This window comes from Streptomyces minutiscleroticus, assembly GCF_014650875.1.
Lineage (GTDB): Bacteria > Actinomycetota > Actinomycetes > Streptomycetales > Streptomycetaceae > Streptomyces > Streptomyces minutiscleroticus.
On the sequence record NZ_BMVU01000064.1, the window covers coordinates 1 to 18,346 of the forward strand.

An 18,346-nucleotide genomic window follows, 5' to 3' on the forward strand; every position below is an offset into this window, starting at 1 on the left:
AGCGCCAGCGGGTCGCCCTGGCCCGGGCCCTGCTGCGCGACGCCCCGATCCTGCTGCTCGACGAGGCCACCAGCGCGCTGGACTCGGAGAGCGAACTCCTCGTCCAGGACGCCCTGTGGCGGCTGATGGACGGACGCACCGCCCTCGTGGTCGCCCACCGCCTGAGCACCGTCGCCGGCATGGACCGCCTCGTCGTCCTCGACCAGGGAAACGTCGTCGAGCAGGGCACCCACGGCGAACTCCTCGCCGCGGGCGGCGCCTACGCCAAGCTGTGGCGGCACCAGTCGGGCGGCTTCCTCGGCGAGAGCGCCGAACCGGCCTCTGACGACGCTCTGCCGGGGGCCGGTCCCGCGGGGCTGCCGGGGCCGGTCGCGACGGTGCCGGGACGGGGCTGAGAGACGTCGCCGCAGGCCCGCACGAGGACGGGAGCCGTGCGATCGAGCCGGTCCCCGGCCCTTGGCGGGCCGCCCTCCCGGCGGACGGCCACCGCACAGCGCGGGCCCCGTCGACCGACCTCCGCGACCCGGACGACCGAAGCGCGCGGCTCGCCGGGAAGTGGCGGGCGTCCGGGGAGGTGGCGGCGGGTCCCCCGGGGGAGGGCGGCTGAGGCTGCTCCTGTTGGATCAAGTGCTGGATCAAGTGCTGGATCAGGTGCTGGTGCTGTCGCTGCTGCAGGTAGCGGTGCCACGAGGTGCCGGGGCCTCGCCCCGGCCCTCGGTTCGACCGCATCCTCTATGCCGTCGCCGTCGCCGTCGCCGTCGCCGTCGGCGACCTGTTCACCGACGGCCGGCCCGACAGCAGCCCCGGGCCTCGACGATCCCCGCCGCGGTTCGCCCGCGGCATCGCGACCGACTTTGGTTGCGCTATACAACGGAAAAAGGTTAGGTGTAATATACATGTATGAGTACCGGCAGGATGTGGTGGTCGTCCGTCGCCCGCACGCTAGTGGCGGCGACGCGCGTCGAACGCAGATGGTGTGATCCGCAGGACCTGACGCGGGCCGCCGTGGCCCTGGTCGCGGGATCGGTCATCGGCTGGGCCGTCGACGACCGCATGGCGTGGGCGATGATGATGGTGGGCACCTTCATCTGCGGCATCTGCACGCTCCTCCCCGCCACCCGCGACCGCTTCTCCGTCAGCCTGATCAGCGGCGCCGTCTTCAGCGCCGCCGTGTTCGCGGGCGTGTACCTGCACGAGCTGGGCTGGTGGTTCCTCCTCTTCCTCTTCGTCGGCTCGTACGTCGCCGGCCTGTGGCGCGCGTTCGGCATCGTCCCCGGGATCCGCTCCTGCCTGATGGTGATCGGCGCGATGATCACCGCGGACCTCTCGCCCGACGTGCACCAGGGCCTGGTCATGGCCCGCTGGATCGCGGTCGGCGCCGGCATCGTCGTGGTCGCCCAGTTCCTCCCGCCGTACGGCATGCGCCACCACAACCAGCGCCGCAACCTCGCGGCTCTCTACGGCGCCCTCGCCGGATACGCGGCGGCGGGCTCGGCGGGCCGGCTGCCGTCGACGCCGTTCACCCTCGCCCGTACCGCGCTCGGCGTGCTGCCGTCCTTCGCCCGGCGCCCCGCTGGACCGCTCTTCGCCCTGTACGGCGCCGCCGAGGAGGTCCGCCGGGCCCTGAAGGCGACCGCGCACTCCAAGGACGTACCGCGCGCGGCCGTGGCCGCGGTCCTGAGGGCCGTCGCGGCGGCGGTCCGCAGCGGCCGCGCCTTTGACCTGGACACCGCCCTCGGCACCTCCGCGCAGGAACTGGAACGCTGGCGTGGGCCGGAAGCAGACCTGGTGATGCCCCGGCTCGCCGAGGTCCTCGACCTCACCCGGTACACGCTGCGCCGCTCCGACCGCCCCGGCGAGTTCGACCTGGGCGAACACCACCTCGTCGGCTTCCCCGCCGGCGCGGCCCGCTTCGGTCGGCAGCGGATGGCCGCGGAGCTGCGCCCCGGCGCCCCGCTGTTCATGAACACCGTCCGCCTGGCCGTGGGCGCCGTCGCCGGCGAGGCGGTCGGCCGCTGGACCGGTGACTTCGGCGGGCACGGCCTGCCCTCCCACGGCTTCTGGGCCGCGCTCACCACGATCCTGGTCCTCTTCCCCGACTACGGGCACACCCTCACCCGCGGCTGGGGCCGGTCCGCCGGCTCCGTCATCGGCGGCGTCGTGGCCTGGGCGCTGCTGCTGCCGGACGTCTGGAACCACGGCGCGCTGGTCGTCGCCGCCACCGTGCTCGCCCTGCTGGCCTTCTGCGCACTGCTCATGGGCCAGTGGGTGCTGAACATCTTCATCACCGCCTGGATCGTCTTCCTCATCGGCGGCATCGGCCTGTTCCCGACCGCCGAGGCCGCCTGGGGCCGGGCCGCCGACACGGTGGTGGGCGCCCTGGTCGGCATGGCGGTCTTCCTGATCCTGCCGACGTACCACCACAACCGGTTGCCCGAGCTGCTCGCCCGCTGGGTCGAGGCGCAGCGCGACCTGCTCGGCGCCCTGCTGGACGGATACGCCCGGGCCGGTGCCGTCGACCCCGCCGTACTCGACGCCCTGCGCCACCACGTCCGGCGGACCCGTGAACAGCTCGAGGCCGCCATCGGCAGCCTCGCCCACGAACCGCACAGCCACCGCGCCCGCTGGAACGCCACCGAGCTGGGAGCCATCCAGGCCGCCGTCTTCGACGTGGGCCACGCCGCCGCCCTCGTGCACGGCAGCCTGCCGCGCACCCCGTCGGACGCCGTGCCGGAGACGGCCCTGTTCGCCGCCGAGGTCCGCGACCACCTCGACCGGCTCGCCGAGGACCTCGCCCTCGACGCCCCGCTGCGCACCGGCGACCTGCGCAAGGCCTTCGACCGCATCGCGAGCGGCGGCCGCCTCGCCCAGCTCACCGACCCGACGCAACCCGACGGCATCTCCCACGCCCGCAGCCGCGCGCTGACCGCGTGCCTGCGGACGGTGACATCGGTGGAGCACCTGGAGCGCGCGGCACTGGGCCGCGCGGCCTGACCCGTCCGGGGCCGGCGCCCGACCGCGGGACGCGGGATACCGGTGGACGCGGGGTCCCTGCCGCGAGGACGGACCGTGCCGGAGAACGGCTGCCCGGGACCGCTGAGAGGTCCGGATTCCCGAAGAAATGCTTGAAGGCTCTACGGAGTCCGGGCGGCCCCGCGGGGCGGCCTTCGGAAAACGATGGTTTGTCGCAGCGAAGCGGGCAGGTTCGGCCGCGGGCGGAGCAGTAGAGGGCATCCGGAAGTACGGGGGACGCCTATGCGCTGTGATGGCCTATGCCCATGCACCGTAGATCTACCAGCCGGGTGGGGCCGATATGGACGAGGTCAGGACAGCGTCACCGAGCGAGGCCGCAAGCGAGGCCATGGCGGCGGGGCCGCCGTCCTGTCGCTGCGGGACCACTTCCCCGGAGGAGGGTCCGGGGGAGGCGGAGGAGCGGTTCCGGGGGTTGTTGGAGGCGGCGCCGGACGCGATGGTGATCGTGGACCACGCGGGGCGTATCCGGCTGGTCAACGCGCAGACGGAGTCGATGTTCGGGTACCGGCGCGCGGAGCTTCTGGGCCAGCCCGTGGAACTGCTGATCCCGGGCCGGTTCCGCCCTCAGCACGCCGGGCACCGGGAGGCGTACGCGGTGACCCGGCAGGTGCGGCCGATGGGGGCCGGTCTGGAGTTGCACGGGCTGCGCAAGGACGGCACCGAGTTCCCCGTCGAGATCAGCCTCAGTCCGCTGGAGACCACCGACGGTCTCCTCGTCTCCGCCGCCGTCCGCGACGTCAGCGACCGCAAGGCCGCCGAACAGCGGTTCCGGGGGTTGTTGGAGGCGGCGCCGGACGCGATGGTGATCGTGGACCACGCGGGGCGTATCCGGCTGGTCAACGCGCAGACGGAGTCGATGTTCGGGTACCGGCGCGCGGAGCTTCTGGGCCAGCCCGTGGAACTGCTGATCCCGGGCCGGTTCCGCCCTCAGCACGCCGGGCACCGGGAGGCGTACGCGGTGACCCGGCAGGTGCGGCCGATGGGGGCCGGTCTGGAGTTGCACGGGCTGCGCAAGGACGGCACCGAGTTCCCCGTCGAGATCAGCCTCAGTCCGCTGGAGACCACCGACGGTCTCCTCGTCTCCGCCGCCGTCCGCGACGTCAGCGACCGCAAGGCCGCCGAGAAGCACATCAACCAGCTCGCGGCCCTCGTCGAGTCCTCCCAGGACGCGATCCTCGCCAAGACCCTCGACGGGCACATCACCTACTGGAACGCCGCCGCCCAGCGGCTGTACGGCTACAGCGAGGAGGAGGTGCTCGGCCACCACGTGACGATGCTCGCCCCGCCCGACCGCACCTCCGAGATCACCACGCTCCTGGAACGGCTGGCCCGCGGGGAGAAGATCGAGCACTTCGAGACGCTCCGCGTCACCCGCGACGGGAAGCTGTTCGACGCCGACGTCACCCTGTGGCCCACCCGCGCCGCCGACGGCGCGGTCGAGGGCGCGTGCGCCATCGTGCGCGACATCAGCGACCGCAAGCGGGCCGAGGCCCAGCTCCACGCCCTGTACGAGCAGCAGCGGCACATCGCCCTCACCCTCCAGCGCAGCCTGATGGGCACTCCTCCGGCCATACCCGGACTGGCCACCGCCAGCCGCTACCTGCCCGCCACCCAGGGCGCCGGGGTGGGCGGCGACTGGTTCGACTTCCTCCCCCTGGGGGCGGGCCGGGTCGGCATCCTCATCGGCGACGTGATGGGGCGCGGCCTGGACGCCGCCGCCGTCATGGGCCAGCTGCGGGCCGCCGCCCACGCCCTGGCCAAGACCGGCATGGAACCGCGCCAGCTGATGCAGGCCCTCGACGCGATCGTCGCCGACCTCGACCTGCCCGACCAACTGGTCACCTGCTGCTACCTGATCCTCGCCCCGGACACCGGCGAGGTGACCGTGTGCTCGGCCGGCCACCTGCCCGCCCTCCTGGCCGACCCGGCGGGCGGCGTGCGGGAGATCGAGGCACCCATCAGCGCGCCGCTCGGCGTCGGCGGCATCCTCCACCAGCAGGCCCGCACCGCCGTCCCGCCCGGCGCCGCGCTGGTCCTCTACACCGACGGCCTGATCGAGACCCCCGGCAGCGACATCGAATGCCGCATCGCCCACCTCACCCGCGCCCTGGGCGACGCCTTCACCACGCCCGACAGCCTGGAAGCCGCCGCCGACCACGTCCTCGCCTGCCTGCTGCCCGACGCCGAGGGCCACGACGACGACGTCACCCTGCTCCTGGCCCGGCTTCCCGCCGCCCCGCTGGCCGCCGCCACCACCGACCTGCCCGCCCTGTCCCGCGCCGTCGGCGACGGGCGCTCCTTCCTCAGCAAGACACTCACCGCCTGGAACTGCGCCCACCTCGCCGACGACGCCCGGCTCCTGGTCTCCGAGGTCCTCACCAACGCCGTTCAGCACGCCCAGGGGCCCCTCGGCCTCCACCTGCGCAGGACCGCCACCGAACTCACCGTCGAGATCAGCGACCACAGCCCCCACCTGCCCCAGCCGCGCCTGGCAGCCCCCGACGACGAGTCCGGCCGCGGACTCCTGCTCGTCGACGCCCTCGCCGACAGTTGGGGTGTACGCCCCACCGACGACGGCAAGACCACCTGGTTCACCCTGCGGTCCTGACGGAGCGTCCGCCTTCTCGGGCGCCGGCCCGCCCCTGTGCGTACCGCATGACGACGTGACACCGAAATGATCAAGAGTTGTCGCGCGGCGCCGAACTCCGTGAGTTCGATCTGCGTATTCCGCGCGGCACTCGTATGAGGGATGTGCAGACCAGGAGATAAGCGGAAAGCTCGGCGCCGTCTTATTTTCGATGCATTCATCGGACTCTCCTTGTTCATTCGGGTGCATCTCGCGACCGCAGCGACCGGCTTCCCGAGTACAGGGCCCACGTCGCGTAAGTTCTGCGCACGGAGGCGTCCGCAGGTCCCACCATTGAGGAGTGTCATGACGGCCATGGCTGGCGACGCGTCACGGGAGAAGAAATCGGCCCCTGCGGGGGGCGCCGATGTGACATTCACCTTTCCTGCGTCCGGCCCTGAAGAGGAAACGGTCCGGCGTGCACTATTGCAAGCCGTGGACCACCTGCTGGCCCGGCAGCATGCCGAGGGGTGGTGGAAGGGCGTTTTCAGGACGGACGTGAGTTATGACGCCCATGATCTTTTCCTGCGCCATTCGCTGGGTGTCCTGGACGAGCGCGTGGCGCAGGCGAGCGGCCGGTGGATCCGTTCCCAGCAGAGTGCGGACGGATCCTGGCCCCTCGCCTTCGACGGCCCGGGCCATCTGGGGACCACGGTCCAGGCGTACGTGGCTCTTCGGCTCGCCGGGGACAGCCCGGACGCGGAGCACATGCTCCGGTGCGCGGCGTGGGTGCGGGAACAGGGCGGCGTCGAGGCCAGCCAGCTGACCGCACGCGTATGGCTCGCCATGTTCGGCTGGTGGAGCCGGGACCGTCTTCCCATGGTTCCCGCAGGAATCATCGCCCTGCCCGGGTGGGCGCCCCTGAACATCTACGCTTTCAGCGCCGTCATGCTCGTGGCGCTCGTGGCGCTCGGCATCATCAACGAGCACCGGCCCGTGCGGCCGCCCCCCTTCGGCATCGATGAACTCCTCGCGGTGTCCGATGCTTCCGTGCGGGCGCCGACATCGGCACCGGCGGGCGGCCGGGAAGGGGCTCTGCGACGTCTGAACGCCGTCGCGCACGCCTGGCACAGGCGTGTCCCGCGCCCGGTGCGCAAGGCGGCGGCGAACGCATGTGCCCGCCGGCTCGTGGAACACCAGGAAGCGGACGGCAGTTGGGGGGCGTGCACCCCGATGACCACATGGGTGATCCTCGCCCTGCACCTGCACGGCTACTCGCCGGAGCATCCGGTGCTCAAGGCCGGCTGGAAGTACCCGGAGGAGTGCGCCGCCTGGCCCGAGGAGGACGTGCGGGCGCTGCAGACCGTCCACAGCCCGGTCTGGGACACCTGCCTGTCCATCACCGCGTTGCTCGACGCCGGCCTGGCCGCCGACCACCCCGCGGTGGTCAAGGCAGCCGACTGGCTGCTCACCCGGCCGACCGACCGACCGGGTGACCGGGCCGTACGACGGCCCGGCCTGGCTCCCGGAGGCTGCTCCTTCCAGTTCCACAATCAGAACCACCCCGACAACGACGACACCTGCGAGGCGGTTCTCGCACTGCGCCGCGTCGTCCACCCCGAGCGGACGCGTGTCGACGACGCGGTGGACAGGGCAGTGCGGTGGTGCCTCGGTATGCAGAGCGGAAACGGTGGCTGGGCGGCCTTCGACGCCGACAACACCAGCGCCCTTCCCGGCAGGCTCCCGTTCTTCGGGTTCGGTGAGTTCTGCGCCGAGCCGCCCACCGCGGACGTCACCGCCCATGCGGTGGAGATGCTGTCCGCCTGCGGAACGGAGCGCCACGCCGCCACCCGCCGTGCCGTGCGCCGGCTGCTCGACCGGCAGGAAGCCGACGGTGCCTGGTACGGGCGCTGGGGAGTCAACCACCTCTACGGCACCGGCTGCGTCGTCCCCGCTCTCGTCGCCGCCGGGGTCCCCCATGACCACACGGCCGTCCGGCGCGCCGTCGCCTGGCTGACGTCGGTGCAGAACGGGGACGGCGGCTGGGGCGAGGACTGGCAGGCGTACGTCGCCCCGGCCCACCGCGGCCGTGGCCCGTCGACTCCTTCGCAGACCGCCTGGGCGCTGCTGGCACTGCTGGCAGCGGGTGAACGCGAGAGTGCCGCGGTCCGCTCCGGGGTGCACTGGCCGGCCGACCGGCAGACGGACCGCGGCACCTGGTGGGAACCGCAGTTCACCGGCACGCTCGTCCCCGGGGCCGTGGCCGCGCACTACGGGTACTACGGCCATCTCTTCCCTCTGATGGCACTGGGCCGCTACGTCCAGCGCACCGGCCACGGGAGTGACGCGGCCAGTGGCCCGGCTCCGACGTGACGCGAGCGGGGCTGCACGGTCCTGCCCTCGAACAACGCGTTGCTCAAGTGGTGCTTCCCCTGTTCCGCATCGTCAGCCGAGAGTCCGTGTCGTGAGGCGACAGATGCCTGGCCTCTTTCCTGAAGGGCGTCCTTGCCATGAGTGCTGAAACGACCTTGGCGGCCGCGTCCGACTTCTTCGCGCCGCGCGCCGCAATCGATGATCTCCTGTACGGGTTCTTGACGAAGAAGGCACGGAGCGCTCCCGTACCCCGCCAGTCGGCCCTCATCCGCATGCTGCGCGACTTCATGTCCGGCGGGAAGAGAGTCCGTCCGCTGCTGTGTGTGACCGGCTGGTTCGCGGCAGGGGGCCAGGGCGACACCGCGCACGCCGTCAGGCTTGCCGCCTCCATCGAACTGGCGCACACCTGCGCGCTCATCCACGACGACATCATGGACGCGTCCGACAGCCGTCGCGGGCGCCCCACGGTCCACCGGGCACTGGCCGACCGGCACCACACGCCGTGGCTGGCGCAGCAGTACGGCATGGGCGGCGCGATCCTCCTGGGCGATCTGGCTCTGGTGTGGTCCGACGAGCTGCTGCACACCACGCCGATGCCCGACGCCCACCGGACCGCCGTACTGCGCTGCGTCGACCTCGCGCGGAGCGAACTGATCGCCGGCCAGTACCTGGACCTGCTCATCACCGGCGATCTGCACGCGAGCCTCGAGACGGTGATGAGCGTCATCCGCTACAAGACCGCCAAGTACACCATCGAACGCCCCTTGCAGGTGGGTGCGGCCCTCGCCGGCGGCGGACCGGAGGTCATGAGCGCCTGCACCGCCTACGGCGTGCCCCTCGGCGAGGCGTTCCAACTCCGGGACGACGTGCTGGGCGTCTTCGGGGACCCGGACCGGACGGGCAAGTCGCGTCTGGACGATCTGCGTGAGGGCAAGTGCACCAGCCTCATCGTCCACGCCCTGCGCGCCTGCGATCCGGACCAGGCCGACCGGCTGCGCACCCTGCTCGGTGACCCCGACCTCGGGGAGCAGGAGGCCGCGGAGATCCGTTCCCTCCTCGTCAGCACCGGGGCCCGGGCGGCGGTCGAGCAGATGATCGAGGAGAGATACCGCCGGGCTCTGGACTCCCTGGCCTCCTCGCCCTTCCCGCCCAAGGTGATCCACACGCTGGAGAACGTCGTGGAGGCGATCGTGCACCGCACCACGTGAAGCCGGGCGACGTTCACCGGCCGGCACCGGAGCCCGGTTCGTCAACCGCCCATCCGAGTACGGAGTACGGAACCGCACAGTGATCACGACCCTGACCGCGCCCGTGGTGGTGCTGCAGTCCGCCTGGCATGAGATCCGCCTGAGCTGGCTCTTCATCAGTGCCGACCGCTGGACCACCGTCTTCCCCGCCACCTGCTTCGTCATGGCGGCCGTCGTCCATGCCCGGCTCTCCGTGCCCGAGGCCGCGGTCACCGTGGTCCTGGGCGCGTTGTACTTCTGGCTGTTCGTCTACGAGCACACCCTGGCCAACCAGCTCGTCGGTGTCGAGGAAGACCGCGTCAACAAGCCCTTCCGGCCGCTGGTCACCGGCCGGAGCAGCATGCGGGGCGCCCGGCTGCGCCTGATCGTCGTCCGGATCGTCTTCCCCCTGTACGGCTACTGTCTGGGTGTCCTGGAGTGGGCCCTGATGTGGCAGATCCTCTCCCTGCTGCAGCACGAGTACGGCTGGGGCCGGCACTGGGTGGGCAGGAACCTCTACGCCGGGATCGGAGTCGTCGCCCAGCTGGCGGCCGCCTGGCAGATCGTCACCGTGATCACGCCGGACGCCTGGCGCTGGATCGTGACGCTGACGGTCACCGTGACCTTCCTCATGTCCGTCCAGGACCTGCGTGACATCACCGGCGACCGAGCGGTGCACCGCTCCACCATGCCTCTGGTCTTCGGAGAGACACGCACCCGCGTCTTCTTGTGCTGCGGCTTCGCCGTCGGCCCCGTGGCCATCCACTACTTCCTCATGGCGCCCGCCGCCCAGCACTGGTGGATCGTCGCCACGGACGTGCTCCTGGGGGCTCTGAGCCTGCTGCTCTCCGTCCGGGTGGTGCTGTTGCGCGGGAGGGAAGCCGATCAGCGCAGCTATCGCCTGGTGGAACAGTGGTACACCCTCGCCCTGGCCGCTTCCATCTACACACTCCGCTGACCGAAGGGCCCGGTGTGAGCGCAGAGGCGTCGCAGCACGCGCAACGGCAGTCACGGCTGCGGATCAGTGATGTGTGGAAGGCGTACGGCCGCAGAGACGTTCTGCGCGGCGCCGACCTCGATGTACCCCGCGGGGCGTTGATCGGCATCGTCGGCGAGAACGGCACGGGCAAGAGCACCCTGCTCCGGATCGCCGTGGGGCAGCTGGCGCCCGACCGGGGCACGGTCGTACGTGCCGGCACGGTGGGGTACTGCCCGCAGCGCGCCGTGCTCAACGACTCGTTCACCGTTGCCCAGCATCTCCGGCTCTTCCAGCTGGCCTACCGGCTGCCGGATCTCACGCGGGCCCACGAGCTGATGGACGTCCTGGCGTGTGCCGACAGCGGGCGGCAACGAGCCGGGGAGCTCAGCGGAGGAACGCGGCAGAAGCTGAATCTGCTGCTCGCCCTGATGCACGATCCGTGCCTCCTGGTGCTCGACGAGCCCTACCAAGGCTTCGACTGGGACACGCATCAGCGTTTCTGGTCGCTCGCCGACCGCCTGCGTGACCAGGGCCGGTCGATCGTCGTGGTGTCGCACCTACTGCACGACCGACACCATTTCGATGCGATCGGCCACCTGCGCGAAGGCCGCCTCGACATGGAGGAGCCGCACGGATGATGGCACGCCGGACAGCGTTCACCGAGATGCTGCGCTGTACTCTCCTCGGTCACCTGCACAGTCGCATAGCAGTGCTTCTGGCGGTCGTCTTCATTCCCGCGTGGATCGCCGTAGCGCGTCTGTGCGCCCCCGGCCGGCCCGTGCTTTTCTCTTTGCATTCTGCAGGCGTCGTCGTCCACGCCCGGGCCAATCAGGTCAGCCAGGTCGTCAACGCCCTTGCCGCCGTCTCCCTGGTCATCGGCTTCTCGATGTTCATGGAGACCTTCAAGGCCGGGGAGATGGACCGCCGGCTCGTGCTGGCCGGTTACCCGCGTCCCCAGATGCTCTTGGCCAAGATCAGTGCCGCCGCCCTCATCTCCGCTCTTCTCGCGCTGTACGCCGCGGTCCTGCTGCGGAGTTCGCTGCCGGTGACCCAGCTGAGCCCCCTGGTCCTCGCCCTTTTCAGCGCCGGCCTCGCGTACGGCGGCATCGGCCTGCTGCTCGGCTCGTTGGTGCGTGGCGAGTTGGAGGGCTTCTTCTTCGTCATTATGCTCAGCCTGGTCGACACCGGTCTGCAGAACCCGGTCCTCAACGTGGCCGACATCACCGGCCTGACCGTGCTCCCCCTGTACGGCGCGAACCAGTCGGCACTGGCCGCGGCCTTCACCTCTGTCGCACCTTGGTTCTACGGCCTGCCTTCACTGGCCTGGTGCGCCGTGACCAGCGCCCTGGCCTTATCGGCCTTCTACGTCCGTACACGCTCCCATTGCCGGATCGCCCCTGAAGCACCCGTGTGACGTCGGACGCCCGACATCCCGGGACACGGCTCCGTTCCGTGCGTGCGCTGCTTGCGGGACGAACCGGCGTGCCGTAGAGCGGTGCAGCGCCGAAGCGGCCCCGGCCGAGAAGGCCGGGACCGCTTCGGAGTCTGCGGGCACGCGGCGGCGTTCGAGGCGCAGCCACCCGTGCGAACGGGGCCGGTCCCCACAACGGAGCCCAGCGCCGCGTGCCGACGCATTACGTCGTGACGTCGCTCTCCGCGATCCGGTCATCGAGATAGATCATCGCCGTCGGACCGTCCTGGCCGCGACAGGGGACCACATTGTCCAGGGCCTGGGAGATCGCCACGCCGACACGCCGCCCGATGGACCGGTCCAGGGTGCTCCAGGGACTGGAGACGGTGTGCGACTGGATGTTCCGGCACCAGCTGAGCACCGCGGCGAGCGCGGTACCGGACAGTGGCACCGTGGCCATGCCGTCCTTCTCCGCCGTGATCTCTTCCTTGGACGGTGGGCGGAAGGCGGCGCCGGCGCTCTTACGGCTGTACAACTCCTCCTCGAAGTTCCGGGGAACGCTTTCCAGCAGGTAGTCCCAGGTGGTGCGATGGCAGCGGATACGGGCCACACCAATGCCGGCGGCCCTGGCCATGTCACTGCGGTAGCTGTCGTGGCTCTTGGGCCAGTTGTCGTACGACAGCTCCTTGCCCAACACTCTGGCGATGACGCCCACTCTTACTCTCCTTCCGATTGTGTCCAGCGGTGTGGCGTACGGGCTGGACCTGATCCAGGTCCTTTTCCGGCCCCATGGCGAATTCCCGAGCAGATGAGCGACCACCGGCTGATCCTTCAAGACGACCAAATTTCGGGAGGAGGCTAGCACGGTGACCGCACCTGACATTCTGCCCTTGCACTCCCTTGGTCGAGGAGATCCTCGCCGCGGCGAGTCCCGATCCGCCCCGCATGGTGGTCAAGGCGTTCGCCGAATCATTGATGCCGACCGAAGTCGATGTGCCGCGCGGAATCGAATAAGGGCAGGTCGGTGACGGGCGCGTCAACCTGTACAGTTGATATCGCCCACGTGAGTGGAACATTCGGCGCGAAGGCTGCTGCATTCTTCGGGGGAGTGATCCGCCCTGGATTCCGTGGAATCCGGTGATCTTATTTGTGGCGGACCGTGGAATGGCTTCCTGCCGTCGTTGCCGCCATGTTCGTGTTCGGTGGGTGACGTACGGTCGGGGTTTTATATGAGGGTGATTCATCCGATATGTTCTTCTGTGTACGGCGTAACGTCGTGTTCCGTTGCATTTGCTGTGGTGAGGGTGGCGGCCGGCGGTGAGCCGCCGCGTCGGACGGTCCGAACACGGGCGGGACCTGTGATCGAACGGGATGATCCCTTAGGGATTGGCCCCGGCCTCGTGGACGCATGGGTATCCGGAAAACACTGCGTGACGATTTCCGGGCGTGATCGTTGTCCTGTCATGAGCAGCCATAGGTTCTCCCGCGCGGCAGTTATCGCGGCAAGTGCGGTGGTCGCGATGCAGGCAGCCCCTTCCTGGGCAGGAGGTGTCGGGGGTGCCCTGTCGCCCGTCTTCGCGCAGGACTGTTCCAACAGTCACAAAGACGTTTACACGGCTCATTCCGCACATGGCTCGTCCAGTAACGTCTCCCAGCTTCCGTTGATCATGCCGTACAGCCAATGCGGCGACGCGGTCACTCCGATCGGCGTGATCGACGGAGGCTTCGGATGACATGAGGCGTCGTCGCTGCGCCTTTTCCATGACCGCCTTCGCTGTCCGACGCGACGAGAGGGCGGAAAGAACGCTCGACGTATTCGTGGGTCTCATGCCTGACATGGAGAGAGACCTGCCCGTGCGGAGTGTGCGAGCGTAGCCTCCTGCCTTTCCGGTGGCATTCCGGTCAAGGGGCGGCAGCGCGCCGTCCTGCTCGTCCTGCCTCTCGCGGGCCCGCTTCGCAGCGGGCCCGGCTCGGCGCCGCCGCCCGTACCGGCGGGGACGGCCGTACGACGGTCTCCGCCGGTCCCCGGCCGGGGTTCAACCGGCTGACGGCTCGGCCGAAGGCCCGGCCGCCGGTGCCCCGGTGTCCTGGCGCCGGGCGTAGCGGCCCAGGGCCGTGAGGGGGAAGACGTGGCGGTAGAGGCCGTAACTCAGTGCGTCGACCCCGGGCACGCCCGTGGCGGTGAAGACGTGTTCGTCCCAGGTGCCGTCCTTCGTCTGCCGGTCGGTCAGCCAAGTGATGCCTGCCCGGACCGCGGAACCGTCCCGTTCCCCGGCGGCCAGCAGGGCCAGCAGGGCCCACGCCGTCTGCGAGGGTGTGGACGGACCCTTGCCGATGCGGGAGCGATCCTCGTACGAGTGCCAGTCCTCGCCCCAGCCGCCGTCGCCGTTCTGCACGGAGACCAGCCACGTGACGGCCCGTCGGACGGCGGGGGCGCCGGCCGGGACGCCGGCGGTGACGAGTGCGGGCACGACACAGCCGGTGCCGTACACGTGATTGACGCCCCAGCGGCCGTACCACGAGCCGTCGTCCTCCTGGTGGGCAAGGAGCCAGCCGACACCGCGCCGGGTGCGGACGTCGTCGCGCTGCCCCAGGAAGGCGAGCATCTCGACCACGTGGGCGGTCACATCGGGGGTGGGCGGGTCGGTGCAGTACCCGCTGAAGTCGAAGAACGGGAGCCTGCCGGGCAGGGTGCTGGTGTTGTCGGCGTCGAAGGCGCCCCAGCCGCCGTCCTCGCTCTGCATGCCGCGGGCCCACTGTGCACCCCTGTCCACCGCGGCGTCGACGCGTGCCCGGTCGGGGTGCCCGGTCCGGCGCAGAGCCAGGATCACCTCGGAGGTGTCGTCGTTGTCGGGATAGGTCTGGTTGTCGAACTCGTACGACCAGCCGCCCGGTGCGAGACGGGGACGCCGCACGGCCCAGTCGCCGCGTCGTGTGGTCTGCCGGCCGAGCAGCCAGTCCGCGGCCGCGGTCAGCGCCGGGTGACCCGGCGGCAGCCCCGCGTCGGCGAGCGCGGTGACGGACAGGGCGGTGTCCCAGACCGGAGACAGGACCGTCTCCACCATCCGTTTGTCCCCTTCGACCCGGACCCAGCCGGCGTCGAGGCGGCCGAGGGCGGCCTTGATGACCGGGTGGTCCAGTGCGTAGCCCTGCAGGTGCAGGGCGAGTACCGGGTACACGGTCGTCGGGGTGTAGCCGTTCCAGCTGCCGTCCGCCTCCTGGCGTTCGATCAGCCAACGGGTGCAGGCCGCCAGCGCCGCCCGGCGCGCCGGGCGGGGGACGGCCTTGCGGTGGGCGCGCAGGACGCTGTTCAGGCGCTGGGACGCGCGTTCCCGGCCGGGGAGCGGAGCCTTGGCCGTCGTGGCGGCCGGAGGTCCCGCGGAGACGAACAGTTCGTCGATGGCGAAGGGGGCCGACCGTACGGGGCGGTGCGCGCTGATGACCGCCAGCGGCACGAGGACCACGCGGGCGTAGGAGGCGAAGGAGTAGATGCTCAGAGGGGCCCGGTCCGGCAACGCGATGATCTCCGGAGGGATCTCGGGCAGGTCGTCCCAGCTGCACCAGCCGAACAGGGCCAGCCAGTAGCGGGAGATCAGTTGGCTGGCGGCGACACCGCCCTGCGCGCGGACCCATGCGGCGGCCCGCAGCATGTGTGCCTCGTCGGGGCTGTCCCCGGCGAGCCGCAGAGCCACGTACGCCTGGATGGTGGTCCCCAGGTGCCCGTCGGCGTCGGGGGCGAGCGGCCAGGTGCCGTCCGCGCGCTGCTGCGACCGGATGAACCGGCCGCTGTCCGCGACCAGGCGGTCGTCGAGGATGCCGAGGAAGAGGCGGCAGAGCAGGTCCTGGACGTCGAAGGAGACATCGGTCTGCGTGAAGCCGAGCCAGTACCCTTCGGCGTGCTGCCGGGCCAGCAGGTGGTCGGTGGCCCGCAGCACCGCGCGCCGGGCCGCCTCCTCCTCCGGCCCGGACGGGGGGAAGGCGAAGTCGGTGCCGGTCCCGGTTCCGGTGGCTCTCCCGGCGTTCTCCGGAGGGTGCGGTGGACGTGCGGTGGACGCGTCGTCGGCCGTGGATGTCATGGCTCTCCTGTTCATCGCCGGTGCCCTCTCCTGTGCGCGCTGCACTGGGGATGTCGGACCGGGCGTCATGGGCACAGTGCGGGCACAGCGCACCGAAGCATCCGTGTCGTCGAAGGGTGCTGGACGCGGTGCCGGCGTCACGAGGCGCCGTCGACGAGCGGCGGGCCAGGTGACGAGGAGCTGGGCGTGACACTTCGGCAGGCCCCTCGGTCCGAGGTGTACTGCCGTAGGGCGCCTGCCGGGCGGCACTGCACCGGGCAGGGCGCCGGACCGACCGGTCGATCTCGCTGGTGGCCCGCTGACTCACCCGGCATGGGTGCCTCGGGCCGCTACCGGCTGCAGAACGGGGCAGTGGGCGGTGTCCGGGGCAGGGCTGCCGGCGGCGGGTCGGAGGTGGCGCCGCAACCGCCGGACGAGAGCCTGTGCCCGAGCCCTGCCGTCACGAGCGGGGGCGAGCGCGTACGGTGGCGATCAGTGGCACCGCAGGCTGAACGACTATGCCGATCTGATGGGGCGCTTCCTTCGGTGTGACGTCCAGGTGGAAGCGCTGTGCCACGGTGGCGATGATCAGAGCCGCTTCCACCTGGGCGAACCGGGCGCCGATGCAGCTGCGGGGGCCGCCGCCGAACGGGAACCAGGCGTGTTCGGGGATGACGTCGGCGGCCTGGGCGTCCCAGCGTTCGGGGCGGAACGCCAGGGGGTCACGGAACCAGCGCGCGTCCCGGTGGGCCGTCCACGGGCTGCACCAGACCGTCGTACCGACGGGAACGGTGTAACCGCCCACGACGGCGCCTTCCCCGGCCACGGCGGGAATGAGCCAGATCGGCGGATACAGCCGCAGACTCTCCTTGATGATCTGCCGGGTCCACGTCAGATTCTCGTAGTCCTCGGCGGTGGGCGGCCGGCCGTCCAGGACGCGGTCGACTTCCTCGTCCAGCCGGGCACGTGCCTCGGGCGACCGGGACAGCAGGTACCAGGCCCACGTCAACGCGGTGGAGGTCGTCTCGTGGCCGGCCGCCCAGAGCGCCACCGACTCGTCCCGGACCTCCTTGGCGGACAACGGGCACCCTTCCTCGTCCCGCGCCGCGAGCAGCCGGGTCAGCAGGTCGTCGTCCTGGCCGGTCCCGCCGCCCGTACCGGCACCGCCTCCGGGGCCCGTCCCGGCCCGCCGCGCACCGACCAGCCGCTGCATCTCGGCGTCGATGGTGGCGACGGCGTCGAGCAGGCGCCGGCGGTAGGGCAGACGCACCCAGCCCGGCAGGAAGAGGGGGATGCCCCGGATCTCGCTGGCGACCGCGCGTTCGGCCGCCGCCATCGCCGCGCCGAGGGCACGGGTCCGGTCGCCGAGGTCATTGCCGAACAGCGTACGGAGCACGATGCGCTGGGTGACGAGCGTCATCTCCCGTTGCAGGTCGAAGCGGTCGCCGTCGCGCCAGCGGCCGGCCGCCGCGAGGGTGCTGTCGACCATGGTCCGGGCATAGCGGCGAACCTGGCGCGGGCGGACGGTGGGCTGGACCATGCCGCGCTTGCGCCGCCAGTCGGCACCCGCGCTGAGCAGGAGGCTGTCACCGACGAGCCGGCGCACGGCCCAGCCGATCCGCAGGACGTCGTAGGGGCCGGCCCTGGACCCGAGGAATTCGGCGATGTGCTGCGGGTGGGAGAGGAACAGGCTGCGCCGCGGGCCGAGGGACCACGTCACGGCGTCGCCGAAGCCGTCCCGCAGCCGGGCCAGGAACGTCAGCGGGTCCTTGCCGAAGGCGGGCAGGTTCCCGAGCCATGGCAGGCCGCGCGGGCCGGGTACGGGGCGGAGCGGGACGGTCTGCACGGATACGGTTCCTCCAGACGCGGTGAGAGGTGAGGACCTGGCGGTCCGCGGCGACGGAGCCGGGCGGGGACCTGCCGGCCGCCGCCCGGAGCGCGGTGGCACGTGGCCGATGCTCGCACGCGTGCCCCTCGGTACGGATCACCGACACCCGCGGGCCCGCGCCCCACCCCTTCGGCGGACGAGGGGCGGCTCGCCGGTGTGTCCGTGTCAGCGGCGGCCAGGACGCTCGTGCCGTTGTCCTGCGCGCGGCGGAGGCCGAGGTCGCACGGGTGCGTGCGCGGTCCGCGGTCGGAGCACACCTCGTCACCTGCGGACCGGCGTGCGCCGGTGCCCGGGCGGGTGCCCTTGCGCTGCCCGGCCATCCTGAAGATCACCATCCGAGGCGTGGCACCGTCCTCAGCGCGGGACGGTGAGCACGAGGACGAGGGACGACGCGGCCAGGGCCAGATAGCCGCTCGGGAACACGATGTTGTGAAAGACGCGGGCCCGGACGTGCGCCGCGACGGCGCCGAGGAAGAACAGGACGAGGCCGGTCGCGGCGGCGACGCCGATGACCGGGGCGCCCACGAGGCCGAGCAGCAGCCCGACGGCGCCCGCGGCCTTGAGCGCGGCGAGCCGGGGGAGCCAGGCGGGCGGGACGCCCACCGCGGCGGAGTTGGCGACGACGAATCCGGCCCTGGTGAGATCCGCGACGGCGATGCCCGCGTTGGCCAGGGCCGTGAGGACGGTGATGACGTAGGCGGTGGACATGGGCGACGCACCTTCCTTCCCTCTGTCGGGCTGTCCTCGAGCGGGTGCATCGTGCGCCGGCGGGCCGGGCGCGCCCGCCGCGAGGAGCCTTCCCGGGTCCACGACCA

11 protein-coding genes and 1 pseudogene are annotated in these 18,346 nt (G+C 71.2%); 8 read left to right on the forward strand and 4 right to left on the reverse strand.

Annotated features, from left to right (window positions below):
* From IE271_RS34590 to IE271_RS34625, 8 genes and pseudogenes are all read left to right on the forward strand, one after another.
* A pseudogene (locus IE271_RS34590) lies at positions 1-395 on the forward strand (ABC transporter ATP-binding protein); the annotation flags it as partial.
* Positions 396-900: 505 nt separating this feature from the next.
* Complete coding sequence (locus IE271_RS34595; protein WP_190194436.1) at positions 901-2,994, forward strand: FUSC family protein; 2,094 nt, start codon at positions 901-903, stop codon at positions 2,992-2,994.
* Positions 2,995-3,313: 319 nt separating this feature from the next.
* Complete coding sequence (locus tag IE271_RS34600) at positions 3,314-5,641, forward strand: PAS domain S-box protein (RefSeq protein ID WP_373308884.1); 2,328 nt, start codon at positions 3,314-3,316, stop codon at positions 5,639-5,641.
* 333 nt (positions 5,642-5,974) lie between these two features.
* Entirely contained in the window at positions 5,975-7,972 is a 1,998-nt protein-coding gene (gene shc, locus IE271_RS34605; protein ID WP_268256258.1) for a squalene--hopene cyclase, read from the forward strand.
* A gap of 137 nt (positions 7,973-8,109) precedes the next feature.
* Complete coding sequence (locus IE271_RS34610; protein WP_190194438.1) at positions 8,110-9,180, forward strand: polyprenyl synthetase family protein; 1,071 nt, start codon at positions 8,110-8,112, stop codon at positions 9,178-9,180.
* A gap of 79 nt (positions 9,181-9,259) precedes the next feature.
* Complete coding sequence (gene stsC, locus IE271_RS34615) at positions 9,260-10,156, forward strand: somaliensene A/B synthase (protein ID WP_190194439.1); 897 nt, start codon at positions 9,260-9,262, stop codon at positions 10,154-10,156.
* 14 nt (positions 10,157-10,170) lie between these two features.
* On the forward strand, positions 10,171-10,815 hold the full coding sequence (locus IE271_RS34620) for an ATP-binding cassette domain-containing protein (RefSeq protein WP_229919767.1): 645 nt from the start codon (positions 10,171-10,173) through the stop codon (positions 10,813-10,815).
* 152 nt (positions 10,816-10,967) lie between these two features.
* Complete coding sequence (locus tag IE271_RS34625; protein WP_190194440.1) at positions 10,968-11,591, forward strand: hypothetical protein; 624 nt, start codon at positions 10,968-10,970, stop codon at positions 11,589-11,591.
* Positions 11,592-11,811: 220 nt separating this feature from the next.
* Here IE271_RS34625 and IE271_RS34630 read toward each other — a convergent pair whose 3' ends face one another.
* From IE271_RS34630 to IE271_RS34645, 4 genes are all read right to left on the reverse strand, one after another.
* The gene (locus IE271_RS34630) at positions 11,812-12,303 is read right to left on the reverse strand and encodes a hypothetical protein (protein WP_190194441.1); all 492 of its coding nucleotides are present in this window, start codon (positions 12,301-12,303) and stop codon (positions 11,812-11,814) included.
* Between the two features lie 1,321 nt (positions 12,304-13,624).
* Positions 13,625-15,664, reverse strand: a complete 2,040-nt coding sequence (shc, locus tag IE271_RS34635) for a squalene--hopene cyclase (protein ID WP_190194442.1) — start codon at positions 15,662-15,664, stop codon at positions 13,625-13,627.
* A gap of 439 nt (positions 15,665-16,103) precedes the next feature.
* Entirely contained in the window at positions 16,104-17,489 is a 1,386-nt protein-coding gene (locus IE271_RS34640; RefSeq protein ID WP_190194443.1) for a cytochrome P450, read from the reverse strand.
* 396 nt (positions 17,490-17,885) lie between these two features.
* The gene (locus IE271_RS34645) at positions 17,886-18,239 is read right to left on the reverse strand and encodes a DoxX family protein (RefSeq protein ID WP_190194444.1); all 354 of its coding nucleotides are present in this window, start codon (positions 18,237-18,239) and stop codon (positions 17,886-17,888) included.
* Positions 18,240-18,346: the final 107 nt, after the last annotated feature.